22 protein-coding genes and 1 other annotated feature are annotated in these 17,237 nt (G+C 53.0%); of the genes, 16 read left to right on the forward strand and 6 right to left on the reverse strand.

The window, feature by feature from the left end; all coding sequences use genetic code 11:
- Positions 1 to 93 precede the first annotated feature (93 nt).
- A complete protein-coding gene (gene hxpB / locus L463_RS09640) occupies positions 94 to 765 on the reverse strand; it encodes a hexitol phosphatase HxpB (RefSeq protein WP_003857825.1) in 672 nt (223 codons plus the stop codon).
- Positions 766 to 906: 141 nt separating this feature from the next.
- Here hxpB and L463_RS09635 point away from each other — a divergent pair, with 141 nt between their 5' ends.
- Positions 907 to 1,443, forward strand: a complete 537-nt coding sequence (locus L463_RS09635; RefSeq protein WP_015570741.1) for a YniB family protein — start codon at positions 907 to 909, stop codon at positions 1,441 to 1,443.
- Positions 1,444 to 1,479: 36 nt separating this feature from the next.
- On the opposite strand, the gene L463_RS09630 is transcribed toward L463_RS09635, so the two are convergent.
- The 3 genes from L463_RS09630 to pfkB form a co-directional block, all read right to left on the reverse strand.
- Positions 1,480 to 2,340, reverse strand: a complete 861-nt coding sequence (locus tag L463_RS09630) for a fructosamine kinase family protein (protein WP_032104267.1) — start codon at positions 2,338 to 2,340, stop codon at positions 1,480 to 1,482.
- 105 nt (positions 2,341 to 2,445) lie between these two features.
- Positions 2,446 to 2,736 carry a type V toxin-antitoxin system endoribonuclease antitoxin GhoS gene (gene ghoS / locus L463_RS09625; RefSeq protein WP_003857822.1) on the reverse strand — a complete coding sequence of 97 codons (291 nt, stop codon included), beginning with the start codon at positions 2,734 to 2,736 and terminating at the stop codon, positions 2,446 to 2,448.
- Between the two features lie 91 nt (positions 2,737 to 2,827).
- Positions 2,828 to 3,760, reverse strand: coding sequence for a 6-phosphofructokinase II (gene pfkB, locus L463_RS09620; protein WP_032104269.1), 933 nt, complete (start codon positions 3,758 to 3,760; stop codon positions 2,828 to 2,830).
- A 296-nt stretch (positions 3,761 to 4,056) separates the two neighbouring features.
- Between pfkB and L463_RS09615 the strand changes: the two genes are divergently transcribed.
- The 3 genes from L463_RS09615 (at position 4,057) to L463_RS09605 (ending at position 6,089) form a co-directional block, all read left to right on the forward strand.
- Positions 4,057 to 4,815: a DUF481 domain-containing protein gene (locus L463_RS09615; protein ID WP_026080717.1), complete on the forward strand. Its 759-nt coding sequence runs from the start codon at positions 4,057 to 4,059 to the stop codon at positions 4,813 to 4,815.
- 165 nt (positions 4,816 to 4,980) lie between these two features.
- A protein-coding gene (locus L463_RS09610; protein WP_095033700.1) for an IS1-like element IS1B family transposase occupies positions 4,981 to 5,678 on the forward strand; the annotation gives its coding sequence in 2 pieces (ribosomal slippage) (positions 4,981 to 5,230 and positions 5,230 to 5,678; 699 coding nt in all).
- Positions 5,679 to 5,855: 177 nt separating this feature from the next.
- Positions 5,856 to 6,089 (forward strand): YdgH/BhsA/McbA family protein, encoded by a 234-nt coding sequence (locus L463_RS09605; protein WP_015570736.1) that lies wholly within the window; start codon positions 5,856 to 5,858, stop codon positions 6,087 to 6,089.
- A gap of 149 nt (positions 6,090 to 6,238) precedes the next feature.
- Here L463_RS09605 and yniD read toward each other — a convergent pair whose 3' ends face one another.
- Both yniD and yncL read right to left on the reverse strand, forming a co-directional pair.
- Positions 6,239 to 6,346, reverse strand: coding sequence for a small membrane protein YniD (yniD, locus tag L463_RS24290; RefSeq protein ID WP_003857815.1), 108 nt, complete (start codon positions 6,344 to 6,346; stop codon positions 6,239 to 6,241).
- 98 nt (positions 6,347 to 6,444) lie between these two features.
- Entirely contained in the window at positions 6,445 to 6,537 is a 93-nt protein-coding gene (gene yncL, locus L463_RS23600) for a stress response membrane protein YncL (protein WP_017384656.1), read from the reverse strand.
- Positions 6,538 to 6,858: 321 nt separating this feature from the next.
- Here yncL and thrS point away from each other — a divergent pair, with 321 nt between their 5' ends.
- From thrS to L463_RS09555, 12 genes are all read left to right on the forward strand, one after another.
- Positions 6,859 to 8,787, forward strand: coding sequence for a threonine--tRNA ligase (thrS, locus tag L463_RS09600; protein ID WP_003857814.1), 1,929 nt, complete (start codon positions 6,859 to 6,861; stop codon positions 8,785 to 8,787).
- Positions 8,788 to 8,790: 3 nt separating this feature from the next.
- On the forward strand, positions 8,791 to 9,333 hold the full coding sequence (gene infC, locus L463_RS0122750) for a translation initiation factor IF-3 (protein WP_023616141.1): 543 nt from the start codon (positions 8,791 to 8,793) through the stop codon (positions 9,331 to 9,333).
- A gap of 97 nt (positions 9,334 to 9,430) precedes the next feature.
- Positions 9,431 to 9,628, forward strand: a complete 198-nt coding sequence (gene rpmI / locus L463_RS09595) for a 50S ribosomal protein L35 (RefSeq protein WP_001124225.1) — start codon at positions 9,431 to 9,433, stop codon at positions 9,626 to 9,628.
- Between the two features lie 50 nt (positions 9,629 to 9,678).
- Positions 9,679 to 10,035: a 50S ribosomal protein L20 gene (rplT, locus tag L463_RS09590; RefSeq protein WP_000124850.1), complete on the forward strand. Its 357-nt coding sequence runs from the start codon at positions 9,679 to 9,681 to the stop codon at positions 10,033 to 10,035.
- A gap of 116 nt (positions 10,036 to 10,151) precedes the next feature.
- Positions 10,152 to 10,276: a sequence feature (Phe leader region), on the forward strand.
- Positions 10,157 to 10,201: a pheST operon leader peptide PheM gene (gene pheM / locus L463_RS24295; RefSeq protein ID WP_001386830.1), complete on the forward strand. Its 45-nt coding sequence runs from the start codon at positions 10,157 to 10,159 to the stop codon at positions 10,199 to 10,201. (Overlaps the previous feature by 45 nt.)
- Positions 10,277 to 10,338: 62 nt before the next feature.
- Positions 10,339 to 11,322: a phenylalanine--tRNA ligase subunit alpha gene (pheS, locus tag L463_RS09585; protein ID WP_003857809.1), complete on the forward strand. Its 984-nt coding sequence runs from the start codon at positions 10,339 to 10,341 to the stop codon at positions 11,320 to 11,322.
- A 15-nt stretch (positions 11,323 to 11,337) separates the two neighbouring features.
- Positions 11,338 to 13,725, forward strand: coding sequence for a phenylalanine--tRNA ligase subunit beta (gene pheT / locus L463_RS09580; protein ID WP_032673187.1), 2,388 nt, complete (start codon positions 11,338 to 11,340; stop codon positions 13,723 to 13,725).
- Positions 13,726 to 13,729: 4 nt separating this feature from the next.
- Positions 13,730 to 14,029 (forward strand): integration host factor subunit alpha, encoded by a 300-nt coding sequence (ihfA, locus tag L463_RS09575; protein WP_003857805.1) that lies wholly within the window; start codon positions 13,730 to 13,732, stop codon positions 14,027 to 14,029.
- A 103-nt stretch (positions 14,030 to 14,132) separates the two neighbouring features.
- Positions 14,133 to 15,113: a vitamin B12 ABC transporter permease BtuC gene (gene btuC, locus L463_RS09570; RefSeq protein WP_017693588.1), complete on the forward strand. Its 981-nt coding sequence runs from the start codon at positions 14,133 to 14,135 to the stop codon at positions 15,111 to 15,113.
- A gap of 33 nt (positions 15,114 to 15,146) precedes the next feature.
- Complete coding sequence (locus L463_RS09565) at positions 15,147 to 15,698, forward strand: glutathione peroxidase (protein WP_017384653.1); 552 nt, start codon at positions 15,147 to 15,149, stop codon at positions 15,696 to 15,698.
- Positions 15,698 to 16,453, forward strand: a complete 756-nt coding sequence (btuD, locus tag L463_RS09560; protein WP_032104826.1) for a vitamin B12 ABC transporter ATP-binding protein BtuD — start codon at positions 15,698 to 15,700, stop codon at positions 16,451 to 16,453. Before L463_RS09565 ends, btuD begins: the two co-directional genes overlap by 1 nt.
- Before the next feature lie 72 nt (positions 16,454 to 16,525).
- On the forward strand, positions 16,526 to 16,990 hold the full coding sequence (locus L463_RS09555; RefSeq protein ID WP_015570730.1) for an NlpC/P60 family protein: 465 nt from the start codon (positions 16,526 to 16,528) through the stop codon (positions 16,988 to 16,990).
- The last annotated feature ends 247 nt before the right edge of the window (positions 16,991 to 17,237 follow it).

The raw sequence follows: 17,237 nt of genomic DNA on the forward strand, positions 1-17,237 counted from the left end.
CGTAAGAATAGGAGTCTGGAATGAGAAAAGCAAATAAAGTAAAACGTTGTTTTGATTTAGCGAGACAGGCAGCCGAAGCTGCCTGAAAGAGCGTTACTCCCCGCGCAGATGGCGGGCAGTCAATTCTTCAAGAGACGTCAGCCTGACGTCTGCGAGGGCAAAACGGGGATCGTGTCGGCCTTCTTCAGCCGGCACAACGATGGAGCGCATACGTGCGGCTTTGGACGCCACCATGCCGTTAACCGAATCTTCCAGCGCCACACAGGTAAGTGGATCCAGCCCCAGTTTCGCGGCGCAGTCCATATATACCTGCGGATGTGGCTTGCTGTAAGGAAGCTTTTCGGCCGAGGCCAGCGCGTCGAAGCTGTCGCGCAGCCCGAACATCGTCAGCACTTTTTCCAGCATATGCAGCGGTGAGGCGGAGGCCAGCCCCACTTTCAGCCCTTGCGCCTTGCACAGGGCGATAGCGTCGCGTACGCCCGGTAACAGCGGCTTATACTCTTCTACGAGGGAGATAGCGCGGTTGATAATGCGCGCCGTTACTTCGTCGCGATCCGGGCCAACCCATGGCTGGTGGGCATACCAGAGGTCAACCACCATATCGATGCGCAGCCCCAGGGTATCGGGAAGCTCGTTACGACGACTGATATCGACGCCGAGGCTGGCCATCACGTCCAGTTCAGCCCGATCCCACAGGGGTTCGGAATCAATCAGCAATCCATCCATGTCAAAAATAGCGGCAAGTATCTGGCGCGGGGTCGACATTACAACATCTCCTTATCTTGGGGGTAAGACAAACGGTGCTAAGCACAAGCAATTTAGCATATTGCATTCAAAGAGCGGGCGAAAATGACCGACAGCAGGTAGACTTAGGCACAAATAACGCGTCTTTATGAAGAGGAACTAATGACGTATCAACAAGCTGGACGCATCGCGGTCTTAAAACGTATTGCTGGTTGGGTTATTTTCATTCCCGCCCTGATTTCAACGCTGATCTCCGTACTCAAATTTATGTACGATCACAGCGAAAAACAGCCGGGCATCAATGCCGTCATGCTTGATTTTGCGCACGTCATGATTGAGATGATGCGGTTTAACACCCCGTTCCTGAACGTCTTCTGGTTCAACTCGCCCACGCCGGATTTTCACCACCAGCTGAATGTCGGTTTCTGGATAATCTATGCGTTGATATTTATCGCGATGGCGTTGCAGGCTTCCGGCGCGCGCATGAGTCGCCAGACCCGCTTTTTGCGCGAAGGGGTGGAAGACCAGCTGATCCTTGAGAAGGCGAAAGGCCCTGACGGGATGAGCCGCGAGCAGATCGAATCGCGCATTGTCGTTCCGCGTCATACCATTTTTGTGCAGTTTTTCCCGCTCTACATCCTGCCGGTCATTATCATTGTGGCCGGGTATTTCTTCTTTACGCTGCTTGGCTTCCTGTAAATCCTAAGGGAAGGGGCGTGAAGCCGCCCCCTCCCGCTATGCCGCCAGAATGCGGTCCAGCGCCCGCTGGGCATTCACCAGATGACTCCCGCCAAACAAAATAGCCCGGTTTATCAAGGTGTACAGCTGATAAACCGGCTGACGATCAAGGAAACCCGCAGGTAACGGCGAGACAGACTGATAGCCATCATAAATTTGCGGCGGCTGTTCAGGGTGCAACGGCAGCATTGCGAGGTCACATTCTCTGTCGCCCCAGTAGCAGGCCGGGTCAAATATATAGGGACCATCAGGCCCAAGTGCACAGTTGTTTGACCATAAATCTCCGTGCAGAAGGGAAGCCTGAGGCTGATGCGAAGCCAGACGCTGCTGAATGTGTTCAACAATCGCGTCGATGTTGCCGAACGCTAATCCCTTTTCAGCGGCCAGCTCCAGCTGCCAACCGATGCGCTGCTCGGCGAAAAAGGTCGACCAACGGCGCTGCCATGCGTTTGGCTGTGGGGTAGTGGAGAGGTCGTTATCAAAATCGAGCCCGAACTGAGGTTGATCGCTCCACTGGTGCAAACGGGCGATCTGTTGCCCGAGAATAAAGGCGTTGTGCGCATCCAGAGGGCGCGCGGGAAGATAGTTCATCACCAGAAAGCTATAGTCACGATCGCTACCGACGGCTAAAACCTGCGGAACGGTGACTGTTTTACTGCGCGATAACAGCTCAAGCTGATCGGCTTCGGCAGTAAAAATGGGGAGCAATTCACGCTCATCACATTTAACGAAAAGATCGCGCCCGGCGTAACGTAAATGCCATGCGGCATGGATCTCTCCGCCTGGCAGTTCGTTACGCAGTTCAATTTCACCTTCACCCAGCTGCTCAATTAAAAGATGACTGATAGCCTGCCACATGATGTCTCTCCCATGTTGTCTGCCAGATCATAAAGTTAGCGCAAAACGGCTATAAAAAAACAGGAACTAACGCACAACTGAGCGGTTTAATTTTGTACAGGGCACTTATTGTTCTTTTTTATGCCAGTTTTCCCAGCTATCCACATCAATTTCCGTGGCTTTGTCAGTCACGCTTTCCACCAGGCTACTGGCCAGCGCCTTCACCTCTTCCTGACTCAGCGGGCTTATCAGGCCAAATGCCAGTGAGCCGAGATCGTGGATATTGCCCTCATCGTCCGTCAGCGTGAGCAGAAAATTGGCGCGCGTGAACGCGTTGTTGAGTTCATTCAGTTCGGTCAGCGACGCCTCATGAATATTCACGGTTACGACGTAGCGGGTGATATCACCACTGCTCATAATTCACCTCGTTGTTATCCTGAAAGTTTTCTTAGCATAGTCGATATGCCCTGTTTAGCGACTTCCCCCTCCCTGGGACGGGGAAGCAGGTTCAGCTTCTCTCCAGGTAATCGACAATTTTCTGGGTATCCGCAAGCGAACACAGACGCGTTCCCTGGTTTATGGTGGCTGCACTCCCTGCCGCGACGCCATAGCGTGCCATCTCCAGAAGCGAAGCGCCCTGCGCCAGCTTCAGCACCATCGCGCCAACCATACTGTCACCGGCACCCACGGTGCTCTGGCTTTTCATCGGCGGTGGCACAACCTGTACAAAGCCCGTCTTGTCGACGGCCAGCGCACCCTGAGGACCGAGAGAGACCACAACGCGATGCGCTTTGCCCGTACGTACCAGCTCTTCTGCGGCAGTACGAACGTCATCAGGCTGGCTGAGTTCTCGATTAACCAGGGCACTGAGCTCTTTCTGGTTAGGTTTAACGAGTTCAAGTTGTCCGGGTTCTAACGCCGCCTTCAGGGCTTCGCCCGAGCTATCGACAATGCAGCGGATGCCGCGCTGGAGCGCCGCCTGAACCAGCGCCGTCAGTTTTTCTGTTTTGACGCCCGGCGGCAGGCTACCGCTGATCACCAGTAATGAGCCGCTTTCAATGGTCAGCACTTTCTCTTCCAGTTGACGAAACTCATCATCGCTCAATTTCGCCCCCGGCATCACAAAACGATATTGCTCGCCGCTGGATTCAACATGGACATGCAGGTTCTGCCGGGTCCAGTCTTTAGCATCGACGGTGTCTACGGCCACCTGTTCATCTGCCAGCAACGCAACCAGATGCTCTCCCGTGGCGCCGCCAGCGGGGAAGATGGCGGTGGCTTTTCCGCCGAGATGGGTAATAGCGCGCGCCACGTTGATGCCGCCGCCGCCCGGCTCAAACACCGGCGCGCTACAGCGCAGCTTACCTTCCGGGTAGATTTGCGGCGTCATGGTCGCGGAGTCGAGGGAAGGGGAGAGTGTCAGCGTATAAATCGAAGCCATCATGACCTCCTTTTATCATGGGTTCTTTTAAGCCTGGCACCGTTTGGCAGGAAGGCAACGTAAATAACAGTATGATTTTAAATATGAATGCTGACAAATAACCTGCGCCGGGCATATAAAATAAAACACGTTTTGGGATCGTTCTTATTCAAAAAATGAAAGAAGAAAATATTGCTATGTTATTTGCGGCTTTTTATAATTTGTTACCTTTCTATGGTCGCCTTGTCATTGATCCGCAAGAAAGTTTCCGAGACCGTGACGGTCTCTTTTTATGTTGTACGGACTCCTTAAATAAAATGAAGCTTTTGAAGACAGTACCCGCAGCACTGATGCTGGCGGGTGGCGTATTTGCGTCACTGAATGCAACCGCCGATGATACCGTTTTTACTGTCATGGACGATCCCTCCACTGCCAAAAAACCCTTTGAAGGTAACGTGAATGCCGGGTATCTGGCGCAATCCGGTAATACGAAAAGCTCCTCCCTGACCGCAGACAGCACCCTGACCTGGTACGGCAACACCACGGCCTGGTCGCTGTGGGGAAATGCCAGCAACACCTCTGCTAACGATCAACGCTCATCAGAGAAATACGCGGTAGGCGGACGTAGCCGATACAACATGACCGATTATGACTACCTGTTCGGGCAGGCGAGTTGGCTGACTGACCGCTACAACGGCTATCGCCAGCGTGATGTCGTGACTGCGGGTTATGGTCGTCAGTTCCTCAATGGGCCGGTGCACAGCCTGCGTTTTGAATTCGGTCCGGGTGTCCGTTACGACGAGTACACCAACGGCGAAGATGAAACCCAGCCGCTGGGTTATGCGTCGGGCACCTATGCATGGCAGATGACGGACAACGCAAAATTCACCCAGGGTGTGTCGGTGTTTGGTGCTGAAGATACAACGCTGAACTCAGAAAGTGCGTTGAATGTGGCCATCAACGAACACTTTGGACTCAAGGTGGCGTACAACGTAACCTGGAACTCATCCCCACCTGATTCTGCGCCGGAACATACCGATCGCCGAACCACGATTTCTTTAGGTTATAAAATGTAATATCGTCGGGCCGGGATTATTCTCGGCCCGTTTTTTATTTTCTGAAACTGTGCTTATTTATATTAAACGGCGTTTTAAAATAATGGGTCTGGTTTCATCTTCATAATTTCGGTGATGCTGCCAACTTACTGATTTAGTGTATGATGGTGTTTTTGAGGTGCTCCAGTGGCTTCTGTTTCTATCAGCTGTCCCTCCTGTTCAGCTACTGACGGGGTGGTGCGTAACGGCAAAAGCACTGCCGGACATCAGCGCTATCTCTGCTCTCACTGCCGTAAAACATGGCAACTGCAGTTCACTTACACCGCTTCTCAACCCGGTACGCACCAGAAAATCATTGATATGGCCATGAATGGCGTTGGATGCCGGGCAACCGCCCGCATTATGGGCGTTGGCCTCAACACGATTTTCCGCCATTTAAAAAACTCAGGCCGCAGTCGGTAACCTCGCGCATACAGCCGGGCAGTGACGTCATCGTCTGCGCGGAAATGGACGAACAGTGGGGATACGTCGGGGCTAAATCGCGCCAGCGCTGGCTGTTTTACGCGTATGACAGGCTCCGGAAGACGGTTGTTGCGCACGTATTCGGTGAACGCACTATGGCGACGCTGGGGCGTCTTATGAGCCTGCTGTCACCCTTTGACGTGGTGATATGGATGACGGATGGCTGGCCGCTGTATGAATCCCGCCTGAAGGGAAAGCTGCACGTAATCAGCAAGCGATATACGCAGCGAATTGAGCGGCATAACCTGAATCTGAGGCAGCACCTGGCACGGCTGGGACGGAAGTCGCTGTCGTTCTCAAAATCGGTGGAGCTGCATGACAAAGTCATCGGGCATTATCTGAACATAAAACACTATCAATAAGTTGGAGTCATTACCCATAATTTCTCCATAATTAGCCGACCAGGGCTTATTCAGTTTATTTGACACGAATTGATAAATAATTTGACTAGGCAAGAATGTGATCCAGATCTACACTTACGGCACAGGCGAAAAACTCGCCTCAGGCATATCGCATTAAATAAGTATGAGAATAAAATTATGAAAAAAATCAAAACCGCTACAGCAGCGATGGTGCTTTCCGCACTTTCATTTGGCGTATTTGCTGCTGATAATATGACGCAACCTGCCAGTGACGTTAACAGCCCAATCGGGATCGCTAAAGCCTCGGATGTAGAAGCAGGCTCCAACATTGCCCCTGGCTCTCAGTCTACCGGCCAGTCAATGAATGATGCATTTGATGTACACAAGCTGGTGGCGGGTGAGTGGTCCTGATATTTCAACTGCCACGTGTGACGGAATATATACGCTGTCACAGCCTGTCGAAAACCGGATTATGACGTACCGGTTTTGGACCATAAATTATCGTAAAGATAGTTAAGATTTATTCAGTAAATTCACGGCACGTTTTCGCTGACAAAATATTAGCCCCAGATCATTGCGGCCCAGCGCAGCAGCAACATCGCGCCGCAAATAGCAATTAACACCACGACCATTTTCCAGTGCTTCACGGCAAATCTTTTTGTTGGCATAACCTAATCCTTGTCAGTTGATACCCTTAGTCTACCAAAATCTGCGCCAGAAAGCGCTCAACCCTGGACAACAGGTTATGCCGGAACACCGGTTCGGCTTAAAACCAATGGAATCTGTCAGCCAGAATCAATACCAGGCAAGCAGCGGAAAGTAGATTCAATATCACAACGGTTTTGCTGGATACATTCATGTGATACCCCTTCGATGTTTAAGGACCAAGTCAAGAATAGCTCAGCACTTTCGGATTGCGAGCCTCCGTCAGCAAAAGTTCATGAACGCAGACAAAAGGATGAACGGTTCAAACGGTCTCAGAAGGTGCATTCGCCCTTTCAATAGTGTTACCATTACCCTGCTTGCCGTAAATTCGCATTTATCTGAATCGGCAGGTGCATGATGACGAACCAATTTGACGATTGTTGGTCAGATGGTTTCGTAATCTACTGTTTAATCACGATTATTTTCTTTGTATATGCTCTTATGTGTGGGGCATCACTGCAAATAAGGATATAAAATGCCTGTAATTACTCTTCCTGATGGCAGCCAACGCCATTTCGACCATGCTGTTAGCCCAATGGATGTTGCCCTGGATATCGGTCCTGGACTTGCAAAAGCAACCATCGCAGGTCGCGTAAACGGTGAGCTGGTAGACGCGTCCGATCTGATTGAAAGCGATGCAACGCTTGCGATCATCACCGCGAAAGACGAAGAAGGTCTGGAGATCATTCGTCACTCCTGTGCGCACCTGTTAGGCCATGCTATTAAGCAGCTGTGGCCAAACACCAAAATGGCGATCGGCCCGGTTATCGACAACGGTTTCTACTACGACGTTGACCTTGACCACACCCTGACTCAGGAAGATATCGACGCGCTCGAGAAACGAATGCACGAGCTCGCCGAAACCAACTATGACGTCATTAAGAAGAAAGTCAGCTGGCACGAAGCGCGTGAAACCTTCGTGAAGCGCGGCGAGAGCTACAAAGTCTCGATTCTTGATGAAAACATCGCTCATGATGACAAGCCTGGCTTGTACCATCACCAGGAATACGTCGACATGTGCCGTGGACCGCACGTGCCGAACATGCGCTTCTGTCATCACTTCAAACTGATGAAAATCGCAGGCGCTTACTGGCGTGGCGACAGCAACAACAAAATGTTGCAGCGTATTTATGGTACCGCGTGGGCCGATAAGAAGGCCCTGAACGCGTACCTGCAACGCCTGGAAGAGGCGGCTAAGCGTGACCACCGTAAAATCGGTAAGCAGCTTGACCTGTATCATATGCAGGAAGAAGCGCCGGGGATGGTGTTCTGGCATAACGACGGCTGGACTATCTTCCGTGAACTGGAAACGTTCGTGCGCTCCAAGCTGAAAGAGTACCAGTACCAGGAAGTGAAAGGCCCGTTCATGATGGACCGTGTGCTGTGGGAAAAAACCGGCCACTGGGACAACTACAAAGATGCGATGTTCACCACTTCGTCTGAGAACCGTGAATACTGCATCAAGCCAATGAACTGCCCGGGCCACGTTCAGATCTTCAACCAGGGTCTGAAATCCTACCGCGATCTGCCGCTGCGTATGGCGGAGTTCGGTAGCTGCCACCGTAACGAGCCATCAGGTGCGCTGCACGGTCTGATGCGTGTTCGTGGCTTTACTCAGGATGATGCGCATATCTTCTGTACTGAAGATCAGGTCCGTGAAGAAGTTAACGCCTGTATTCGTATGGTCTACGATATGTACAGCACCTTTGGCTTCGAGAAGATCGTGGTCAAACTCTCAACGCGTCCGGAAAAACGTATCGGCAGCGATGAGACATGGGATCGCGCAGAGGCGGATCTTGCCGTAGCGCTGGAAGAGAACGGTATTCCGTTCGAATACCAGCTGGGCGAGGGCGCATTCTACGGTCCGAAAATTGAATTTACCCTGTATGACTGCCTCGATCGCGCATGGCAGTGCGGAACGGTACAGCTGGACTTCTCCCTGCCGCAGCGTTTAAGCGCCTCTTATGTTGGCGAAGACAACGAGCGTCAGGTGCCGGTTATGATTCACCGTGCGATTCTCGGTTCACTGGAGCGCTTCATCGGCATCCTGACCGAAGAGTTCGCGGGCTTCTTCCCAACCTGGCTTGCGCCAGTGCAGGTAGTGGTGATGAACATTACCGATTCTCAGGCGGATTACGTTAAAGAATTGACGCAGAAACTACAAAATGCGGGCATTCGCGTAAAAGCAGACTTGAGAAATGAGAAGATTGGCTTTAAAATCCGCGAGCACACTTTACGTCGTGTCCCGTATATGTTGGTCTGTGGTGATAAAGAGGTGGAAGCAGGCAAAGTTGCCGTTCGCACCCGCCGTGGTAAAGACCTGGGGAGCCTGGACGTAAGTGAAGTGATTGAGAAGCTGCAACAAGAGATTCGCAGCCGCAGTCTTCAACAACTGGAGGAATAAGGTATTAAAGGCGGAAAACGAGTTCAAACGGCACGTCCGAATCGTATCAATGGCGAGATTCGCGCCCAGGAAGTTCGCTTAACAGGTCTGGAAGGCGAGCAGCTGGGGATTGTGAGTCTGAGAGAAGCGATCGAAAAGGCTGAAGAAGCTGGAGTAGATTTAGTTGAAATCAGCCCTAACGCCGAACCGCCAGTTTGTCGTATCATGGACTACGGCAAGTTCCTTTATGAAAAGAGTAAGTCTTCTAAGGAACAGAAGAAGAAGCAAAAAGTTATCCAGGTTAAGGAAATTAAATTCCGTCCTGGTACCGACGATGGCGATTATCAGGTAAAACTCCGCAGCCTGATTCGCTTTCTGGAAGATGGCGATAAGGCCAAGATCACGCTGCGTTTCCGCGGTCGTGAGATGGCCCACCAACAGATTGGTATGGAAGTGCTTAACCGCGTCCGTGACGATCTGAGTGAACTGGCAGTAGTCGAATCCTTCCCTACGAAGATCGAAGGCCGCCAGATGATCATGGTGCTCGCTCCTAAGAAGAAACAGTAAGGCCTTCAAGCAGCAAAATCTGTGGAGCCTTCGGGCCCCATAGGTTTTGTTCGCCTATGTTTCGTTTATTTAACAATGCGAAGTGGAAGTTATTAAAATGCCAAAAATTAAGACCGTACGCGGTGCTGCTAAGCGCTTCAAAAAAACCGGTAAAGGTGGTTTTAAGCACAAGCACGCTAACCTGCGTCACATTCTGACTAAGAAAGCTACCAAGCGTAAACGTCACCTGCGTCCAAAAGCCATGGTTTCTAAAGGCGATCTGGGCCTGGTCATCGCGTGCCTGCCGTACGCATAAGTCGTTAACGTTTAACTTTTTTAACTTAGAATAGATACAGGAGAGCACACATGGCTCGCGTAAAACGTGGTGTAATTGCACGTGCACGTCACAAGAAAATTTTGAAACAAGCTAAAGGCTACTACGGTGCGCGTTCACGCGTATACCGCGTTGCCTTCCAGGCTGTTATCAAAGCAGGTCAGTACGCTTACCGTGACCGTCGTCAGCGTAAGCGTCAGTTCCGTCAACTGTGGATTGCGCGTATCAACGCAGCAGCACGTCAGAACGGTATTTCTTACAGCAAATTCATCAACGGCCTGAAAAAAGCCTCTGTTGAAATCGACCGTAAGATCCTGGCTGACATCGCAGTATTCGACAAAGTAGCGTTCACCGCTCTGGTCGAAAAAGCGAAAGCAGCACTGGCATAAGCCAGTTGAGAGAGGGGGCTTTGCCTCCTCTTTTCATTTAACACCATCAGAAGATTGACATTTATCCGTGCAGGCTTTTCAATAAGGTCTAACGGTTTTTACCCTACAAGGTAACGCAAGCATGAATGCTGCTATTTTCCGCTTCTTCTTTTACTTTAGCACCTGACTTCAGGAGGCTAGCGCGTGAAAGATGAAACGAAAAACAGCGCCAGATAAGCCTCCCGATGGAGGCTTTTTTTGTGCCTGAAGTTAAGAGAATACGTCCAACAATTCGGTGTCTGCACCGACATAATGAGGAAAACCATGTCACATCTCGCAGAGCTGGTTGCCAGTGCAACGGCCGCCATTAACCAGGCCTCAGATGTTGCCGCGTTAGACAATGTCCGCGTCGAATATCTGGGCAAGAAAGGGCATTTGACCCTTCAGATGACTACCCTGCGTGAACTGCCAGCAGAGGAGCGCCCGGCAGCCGGTGCAGTGATTAACGAAGCCAAAGAGCAGGTACAGCAGGCGCTGAACGCGCGTAAAGCCGAGCTGGAAAGCGCAGTACTGAATGCGCGTCTGGCGGCAGAAACGATTGACGTTTCTCTGCCGGGTCGTCGTATTGAAAACGGCGGTCTGCATCCGGTGACTCGTACTATCGATCGTATTGAAAGTTTCTTCGGTGAGCTCGGCTTTACCGTGGCGACTGGCCCGGAAATTGAAGATGACTACCACAACTTCGATGCCCTGAACATTCCTGGCCATCATCCGGCACGTGCTGACCACGACACTTTCTGGTTTGACGCTACCCGTCTGCTGCGTACTCAGACTTCCGGCGTTCAGATCCGCACCATGAAGGAGCAGGAGCCGCCAATCCGCATCATCGCGCCGGGTCGCGTATACCGTAACGACTACGATCAGACCCACACCCCAATGTTCCACCAGATGGAAGGTCTGATTGTTGATAAAAACATCAGCTTTACCAACCTGAAAGGCACGCTGCACGATTTCCTGAACAACTTCTTTGAGGAAGATTTGCAGGTTCGCTTCCGCCCGTCCTACTTCCCGTTCACCGAACCGTCTGCGGAAGTTGACGTGATGGGTAAAAACGGCAAATGGCTGGAAGTGCTGGGCTGCGGCATGGTGCATCCAAACGTGCTGCGCAACGTGGGTATCGATCCGGAAGTGTATTCCGGCTTTGCGTTCGGTATGGGTATGGAGCGTCTGACCATGCTGCGCTACGGCGTAACCGACTTACGTGCGTTCTTCGAAAACGATCTGCGTTTCCTCAAACAGTTTAAATAAGGGCAGGACAGAACAATGAAATTCAGTGAACTGTGGTTACGCGAATGGGTGAACACCACGCTGGACAGCGACGAGCTTTCCAACCAGATCACCATGGCGGGTCTGGAAGTTGACGGTGTAGAGCCGGTTTCTGGCGCCTTCACCGGCGTGGTCGTGGGTGAAGTGGTTGAATGCGGTCAGCACCCTAACGCTGACAAACTGCGCGTAACAAAAGTCAATGTGGGCGGTGACCGTCTGCTGGATATCGTCTGCGGTGCGCCAAACTGCCGTCAGGGCCTGAAAGTGGCCGTGGCGACCGTCGGTGCGGTGCTGCCGGGCGATTTCAAAATCAAAGCGGCTAAGCTGCGCGGTGAGCCGTCTGAAGGCATGCTGTGCTCCTTCTCCGAACTGGGTATTTCCGACGATCACTCCGGCATTATTGAACTGCCGCAGGATGCGCCAGTTGGTACCGATATCCGCGAATACCTGAAGCTTGATGACAACACCATCGAAATCAGCGTAACGCCAAACCGTGCTGACTGTTTAGGCATCATCGGTGTGGCCCGCGACGTGGCCGTGCTGAACCAGACTGAACTGAACGTGCCGGAGATCGCTCCGGTTGAGGCAACCATCAGTGACGTGCTGCCGATACAGGTAGACGCGCCTGAGGCCTGCCCACGCTACCTCGGTCGTGTGGTGAAAGGTATTAACGTTAAAGCGCCAACCCCGCTGTGGATGAAAGAGAAACTGCGTCGCTGCGGTATCCGTTCTATCGATGCGGTCGTCGACGTCACCAACTATGTTCTGCTGGAGCTGGGCCAGCCAATGCACGCCTTTGATAAAGATCGTATCGAAGGTGGGATCGTCGTGCGCATGGCGAAAGAGGGAGAAACCCTGGTTCTGCTGGACGGCAGCGAAGCGAAACTGAACGCTGACACCCTGGTGATTGCCGATCACAACAAAGCGCTGGCGATGGGCGGGATCTTCGGCGGCGAGCACTCTGGCGTCAACGACGAGACGCAAAACGTCCTGCTGGAATGCGCGTTCTTCAGCCCGCTCTCCATCACCGGCCGCGCACGCCGTCACGGTCTGCACACTGATGCTTCTCACCGCTACGAGCGTGGCGTGGATCCTGCGCTGCAATACAAAGCGATGGAGCGTGCGACTCGCCTGCTGATCGACATCTGCGGCGGCGAAGCGGGTCCGGTTATCGATGTGACCAACGAAGCGACGCTGCCGAAGCGTGCGACCATTACCCTGCGCCGCAGCAAACTGGATCGTCTGATTGGTCACCACGTTGCCGATGCGCAGGTGACCGACATTCTGACGCGTCTGGGCTGCGAAGTTACTGAGGGTCTGGACGAGTGGAAAGCCGTTGCGCCGTCCTGGCGTTTTGACATGGAGATCGAGGAAGATCTGGTGGAAGAAGTGGCCCGCGTTTACGGCTACAACAACATCCCTGACGAGCCGGTGCAGGCGGGTCTGGTGATGGGCAGCCATCGCGAGGCCGATCTGTCTCTGAAGCGTGTGAAAACCATGCTGAACGACAAAGGCTACCAGGAAGTGATCACCTACAGCTTCGTTGATCCTAAGCTGCAACAGCTGATCCACCCGGGTCAGGAAGCGCTGATCCTGCCAAGCCCGATTTCCAGCGAGATGTCAGCGATGCGTCTGTCCCTGTGGACGGGACTGCTGGGTACTATCGTTTATAACCAGAACCGTCAGCAAAACCGCGTGCGTATTTTCGAAAGCGGTTTGCGCTTTGTACCGGATACTCAGGCGAATTTAGGCATCCGTCAGGATCTCATGCTGGCCGGCGCCATCAGCGGTAACCGCTTTGAAGAGCACTGGGACCTGGCAAAAGGGACGGTTGATTTCTACGATATGAAGGGCGATCTGGAAGCGATTCTCGATCTGACCGGTAAATTATCCGAAATTGAATTCCGCGCAGAAGCGATTCCAGCCCTGCATCCGGGTCAGAGTGCGGCGATCTATTTAGACGGCAAACGTGTTGGTTTCATTGGGGTTGTTCACCCGGAACTGGAACGTAAGCTGGATCTGAATGGCCGTACCATCGTATTCGAACTGGAGTGGAACCCGGTTGCAGACCGCGTCATTCCTCAGGCGCAGGACGTCTCCCGCTTCCCGGCAAACCGCCGTGATATCGCGGTTGTGGTCGCTGAAAATGTGCCCGCAGCAGATATTTTGGCCGAATGTAAGAAAGTTGGCGTAAATCAGGTAGTTGGCGTAAACTTATTTGACGTGTACCGCGGCAAGGGCGTAGCAGAAGGTTTCAAGAGCCTCGCTATTAGCCTTATCCTTCAGGATACCAGCCGTACACTCGAAGAAGAGGAGATTGCCGCTACCGTCGCCAAATGTGTAGAGGCATTAAAAGAGCGATTCCAGGCATCATTGAGGGATTGAACCTATGGCGCTTACAAAAGCTGAAATGTCAGAATATCTGTTTGATAAGCTTGGGCTTAGCAAACGGGATGCCAAAGAGCTGGTAGAGCTGTTTTTCGAAGAGATCCGTCGTGCTCTGGAAAATGGTGAGCAGGTTAAACTCTCCGGTTTTGGCAATTTTGATTTGCGAGACAAAAACCAACGTCCGGGCCGTAACCCGAAGACGGGGGAAGATATTCCCATTACAGCCCGCCGCGTGGTGACCTTCAGACCCGGACAGAAGTTAAAAAGCCGTGTCGAAAACGCAACGCCCAAAGCAGAGTAATATGAACTAACTAAAAAGGCCGCTCACGCGGCCTTTTTTCTTTGCGCTATTTGCTAAACCCGCCGTAAAATCAATGATATCTCAACCGGATAACCTATCGTCTATGCTTGATCTTGCCCGCCGCCAGCACCGCTCCGATCTTCGCCGCCTGTGTCTGCTCGGGGTGCTGTTGATTGTCGCCACCACCGTCAGCCTGTGTGCGGGCGATCGGTGGCTGGGGCCGGAAAGCTGGTTTACGCCTGAAGGACAGCTCTTTGTCTGGCAGATCCGCCTGCCGCGGACGTTGGCTGTCCTTTTAGTCGGCGCTGCGCTGGCGCTGTGCGGCACGATCATGCAGGCATTATTTGAAAACCCTCTGGCGGAACCCGGGCTTCTCGGGGTCTCGAATGGCGCAGGCGTCGGGCTTATCGCCGCCGTGATGCTGGGGGGAGGCGAGCTCTCCGGCTGGGGGATTAGCCTCAGCGCCATCCTTGGCGCGCTGTTGATAACCCTTATCCTTCTGCGCTTTGCCCGCCGCCACTTATCCACCAGTCGGCTGCTGCTTGCCGGGGTAGCGTTGGGGATCATCTGTAGTGCGCTGATGACCTGGGCCGTCTACTTTTCTACCTCCTTCGATCTGCGCCAGTTAATGTACTGGATGATGGGGGGATTTGGGGGTGTTGACTGGCGTCAGGGGTGGCTGATGGTGCTCCTGATCCCGGTCATCCTGTGGACGGCGTTCCAGGCGCAGCCTCTTAATATTCTCGCGCTGGGCGAAACGTCTGCTCGCCAGCTCGGGATGCCGATTGGATTCTGGCGCAACGTGCTGGTTATCGCCATTGGCTGGATGGTAGGCGTAAGCGTGGCGCTGGCGGGGGCGATTGGCTTTATTGGGCTGGTGATCCCGCATATGCTGCGCCTGTGCGGCATTACGGACCACCGAACCCTGCTCCCGGCCTCGGCGGTTGCCGGGGCGGCAACGCTGCTGGTTGCCGATATCATCGCCCGGCTCGCCCTGACGGCCGCTGAGTTGCCCATAGGCGTGGTGACCGCAACGCTGGGCGCACCGGTCTTTATCTGGCTACTATTAAAAGCTGGACGTTAAAACACAACCTGTAAGTCAACCTGAGGGAATGCTATGCAGTCTGATATTCTGAATACCGAAGTGACGACCATTGACGGCGAGAAAACCACGCTGGAAGGCTACAAGGGCAAGGTGCTGCTCATCGTGAACGTGGCGTCGAAATGTGGCCTTACGCCGCAGTATGAACAGCTGGAAAACATTCATAAAGCCTGGGAAAAAGACGGCTTTACCGTACTCGGCTTCCCGTGCAACCAGTTCCTGGGCCAGGAGCCGGGTAGCGAAGAGGAGATTAAGACCTTTTGCAGCACAACCTATGGCGTGACGTTCCCGATGTTCAGCAAAATTGACGTGAACGGGGAAAATCGTCATCCGCTGTATGCCAAACTGGTGGCCGCGGCGCCGACCGCCGTTGCGCCTGAAGAGAGTGGTTTCTATGAGCGTATGGCGAGTAAAGGCCGCGCGCCGCTCTATCCGGACGATATTCTGTGGAACTTCGAAAAATTCCTGATTGGCCGTGACGGTGAGGTCGTGCAGCGTTTTTCGCCTGACATGACGCCTGAAGATCCTATCGTGATGGAATCAATCAAGCTGGCGCTGGCGAAATAATGACGCTGCTGATGCAGCTCACGGACGTTGCCGGGAAGGGACGTCTTGAGCCTGTGACTGCCGCAGTCAACGCAGGTGAAATCCTTCACCTGGTTGGGCCAAACGGCGCCGGAAAAAGCACGCTGCTGGCGCGTATGGCGGGGCTGACCAGCGGGGAAGGGGAGATTACCTTCCTCGGGCAATCGCTCGTCGACTGGCTACCCGCTACACTTGCCTCCCGTCGAAGCTATCTGGTTCAGCAGCAGGTTCCGCCCTTTGCGATGCCCGTCTGGCACTACCTGACGCTGCATCTGCCTGATAAAAATCAGGTGGGATTGCTCAACGAGGTTGCTGCGGCACTCGGGTTAGACGATAAGCTCAACCGGCAGGCAAATCAGCTTTCCGGCGGCGAGTGGCAGCGCGTGCGTCTGGCTGCCGTTATCCTTCAGATCCATCCGGCGGGAAATCCTCACGGGCGGTTGCTGCTGCTGGACGAGCCGATGAGTGGGCTGGACGTTGCCCAGCAGGCAGCGCTGGATACCCTGCTCAGCGCGCTGTGTCGCAAGGGGATTGCCATCGTGATGAGCAGCCATGATTTAAACCATACGTTGCGCCACGCGCATCGGGTGTGGTTGCTGGCGCGTGGCAAGCTGATTGCCAGCGGAACGCGCGACAGCGTGCTGACGGCCGCCAATCTTGCGAGCGCTTACCACATGTCGTTCCGGAGGCTGGATATTGAAGGCCACAAGATGCTCATTTCCACGGCGCAGGAATAACCTTTCTTGCACAGCTGCATAGATGCACGCTAAATTACCGAAAGAACAAAAAAAGCAGAGGATTCGTCTGAAATGCGATTCTGGTTTCTCCTTGTTGCGGCGCTCTTTCTTGCAGGATGCAGCAGCCATCGTGCACCTCCGCCCAACCCACGGCTTTCCGATTCCATTACGGTCATTGCCAGCCTGAACGATCAGCTCAGCAACTGGCGCGGCACACCTTATCGCTACGGCGGCATGAGCCGGGGCGGGGTGGATTGCTCGGGATTCGTACTGATGACCTTCCGCGATAAATTTGACCTCCAGCTTCCGCGTGAAACGCGTATGCAGGCGAAAATCGGCACTGAAATTGATAAAGACGAGCTCCTGCCCGGCGATCTGGTCTTTTTTAAAACGGGCTCCGGTGAAAGCGGCCTTCATGTCGGCATCTATGATACCGATAATCAGTTCATTCATGCCTCGACCAGCCGTGGCGTGATGCGCTCCTCTCTGGATAATGTTTACTGGCGTAAAAATTTCTGGCAGGCCAGACGTATTTAACCGCTGCATAAAAATGCAGTGCGGAGGGCCTGGCGGTGAAAATAGACGTCAGGCTTTTCTTGCGGGTTGATTAAAGTTAAATTTTTTGCCCAATTATTTATGTCCGCATGTGCCTGTTTTATCTAAAACTGGCTATTATTCAATAACCAGGATAAAATTAATTTAGATTCAGGGAAAAATCTGAAAATTAATACGGAAAGAATGAAATTAATCTTATTAAAATCAAGACAGTGGAATTGTGCCTGCA

Origin of the sequence: Enterobacter sp. BIDMC 27 (genome assembly GCF_000534415.1) — a bacterium.
GTDB classification, from domain to species: domain Bacteria; phylum Pseudomonadota; class Gammaproteobacteria; order Enterobacterales; family Enterobacteriaceae; genus Enterobacter; species Enterobacter hormaechei_C.

What these genes read in the sequence shown, in the direction of transcription:
- hxpB (WP_003857825.1), bottom strand. Translation starts at nt 765, where the DNA reads ATGTCGACCCCGCGCCAGATACTTGCCGCTATTTTTGACATGGATGGA.
- L463_RS09635 (WP_015570741.1), top strand. Translation starts at nt 907, where the DNA reads ATGACGTATCAACAAGCTGGACGCATCGCGGTCTTAAAACGTATTGCT.
- L463_RS09630 (WP_032104267.1), bottom strand. Translation starts at nt 2,340, where the DNA reads ATGTGGCAGGCTATCAGTCATCTTTTAATTGAGCAGCTGGGTGAAGGT.
- ghoS (WP_003857822.1), bottom strand. Translation starts at nt 2,736, where the DNA reads ATGAGCAGTGGTGATATCACCCGCTACGTCGTAACCGTGAATATTCAT.
- pfkB (WP_032104269.1), bottom strand. Translation starts at nt 3,760, where the DNA reads ATGGCTTCGATTTATACGCTGACACTCTCCCCTTCCCTCGACTCCGCG.
- L463_RS09615 (WP_026080717.1), top strand. Translation starts at nt 4,057, where the DNA reads ATGAAGCTTTTGAAGACAGTACCCGCAGCACTGATGCTGGCGGGTGGC.
- L463_RS09605 (WP_015570736.1), top strand. Translation starts at nt 5,856, where the DNA reads ATGAAAAAAATCAAAACCGCTACAGCAGCGATGGTGCTTTCCGCACTT.
- yniD (WP_003857815.1), bottom strand. Translation starts at nt 6,346, where the DNA reads ATGCCAACAAAAAGATTTGCCGTGAAGCACTGGAAAATGGTCGTGGTG.
- yncL (WP_017384656.1), bottom strand. Translation starts at nt 6,537, where the DNA reads ATGAATGTATCCAGCAAAACCGTTGTGATATTGAATCTACTTTCCGCT.
- thrS (WP_003857814.1), top strand. Translation starts at nt 6,859, where the DNA reads ATGCCTGTAATTACTCTTCCTGATGGCAGCCAACGCCATTTCGACCAT.
- rpmI (WP_001124225.1), top strand. Translation starts at nt 9,431, where the DNA reads ATGCCAAAAATTAAGACCGTACGCGGTGCTGCTAAGCGCTTCAAAAAA.
- rplT (WP_000124850.1), top strand. Translation starts at nt 9,679, where the DNA reads ATGGCTCGCGTAAAACGTGGTGTAATTGCACGTGCACGTCACAAGAAA.
- pheS (WP_003857809.1), top strand. Translation starts at nt 10,339, where the DNA reads ATGTCACATCTCGCAGAGCTGGTTGCCAGTGCAACGGCCGCCATTAAC.
- pheT (WP_032673187.1), top strand. Translation starts at nt 11,338, where the DNA reads ATGAAATTCAGTGAACTGTGGTTACGCGAATGGGTGAACACCACGCTG.
- ihfA (WP_003857805.1), top strand. Translation starts at nt 13,730, where the DNA reads ATGGCGCTTACAAAAGCTGAAATGTCAGAATATCTGTTTGATAAGCTT.
- btuC (WP_017693588.1), top strand. Translation starts at nt 14,133, where the DNA reads ATGCTTGATCTTGCCCGCCGCCAGCACCGCTCCGATCTTCGCCGCCTG.
- L463_RS09565 (WP_017384653.1), top strand. Translation starts at nt 15,147, where the DNA reads ATGCAGTCTGATATTCTGAATACCGAAGTGACGACCATTGACGGCGAG.
- btuD (WP_032104826.1), top strand. Translation starts at nt 15,698, where the DNA reads ATGACGCTGCTGATGCAGCTCACGGACGTTGCCGGGAAGGGACGTCTT.
- L463_RS09555 (WP_015570730.1), top strand. Translation starts at nt 16,526, where the DNA reads ATGCGATTCTGGTTTCTCCTTGTTGCGGCGCTCTTTCTTGCAGGATGC.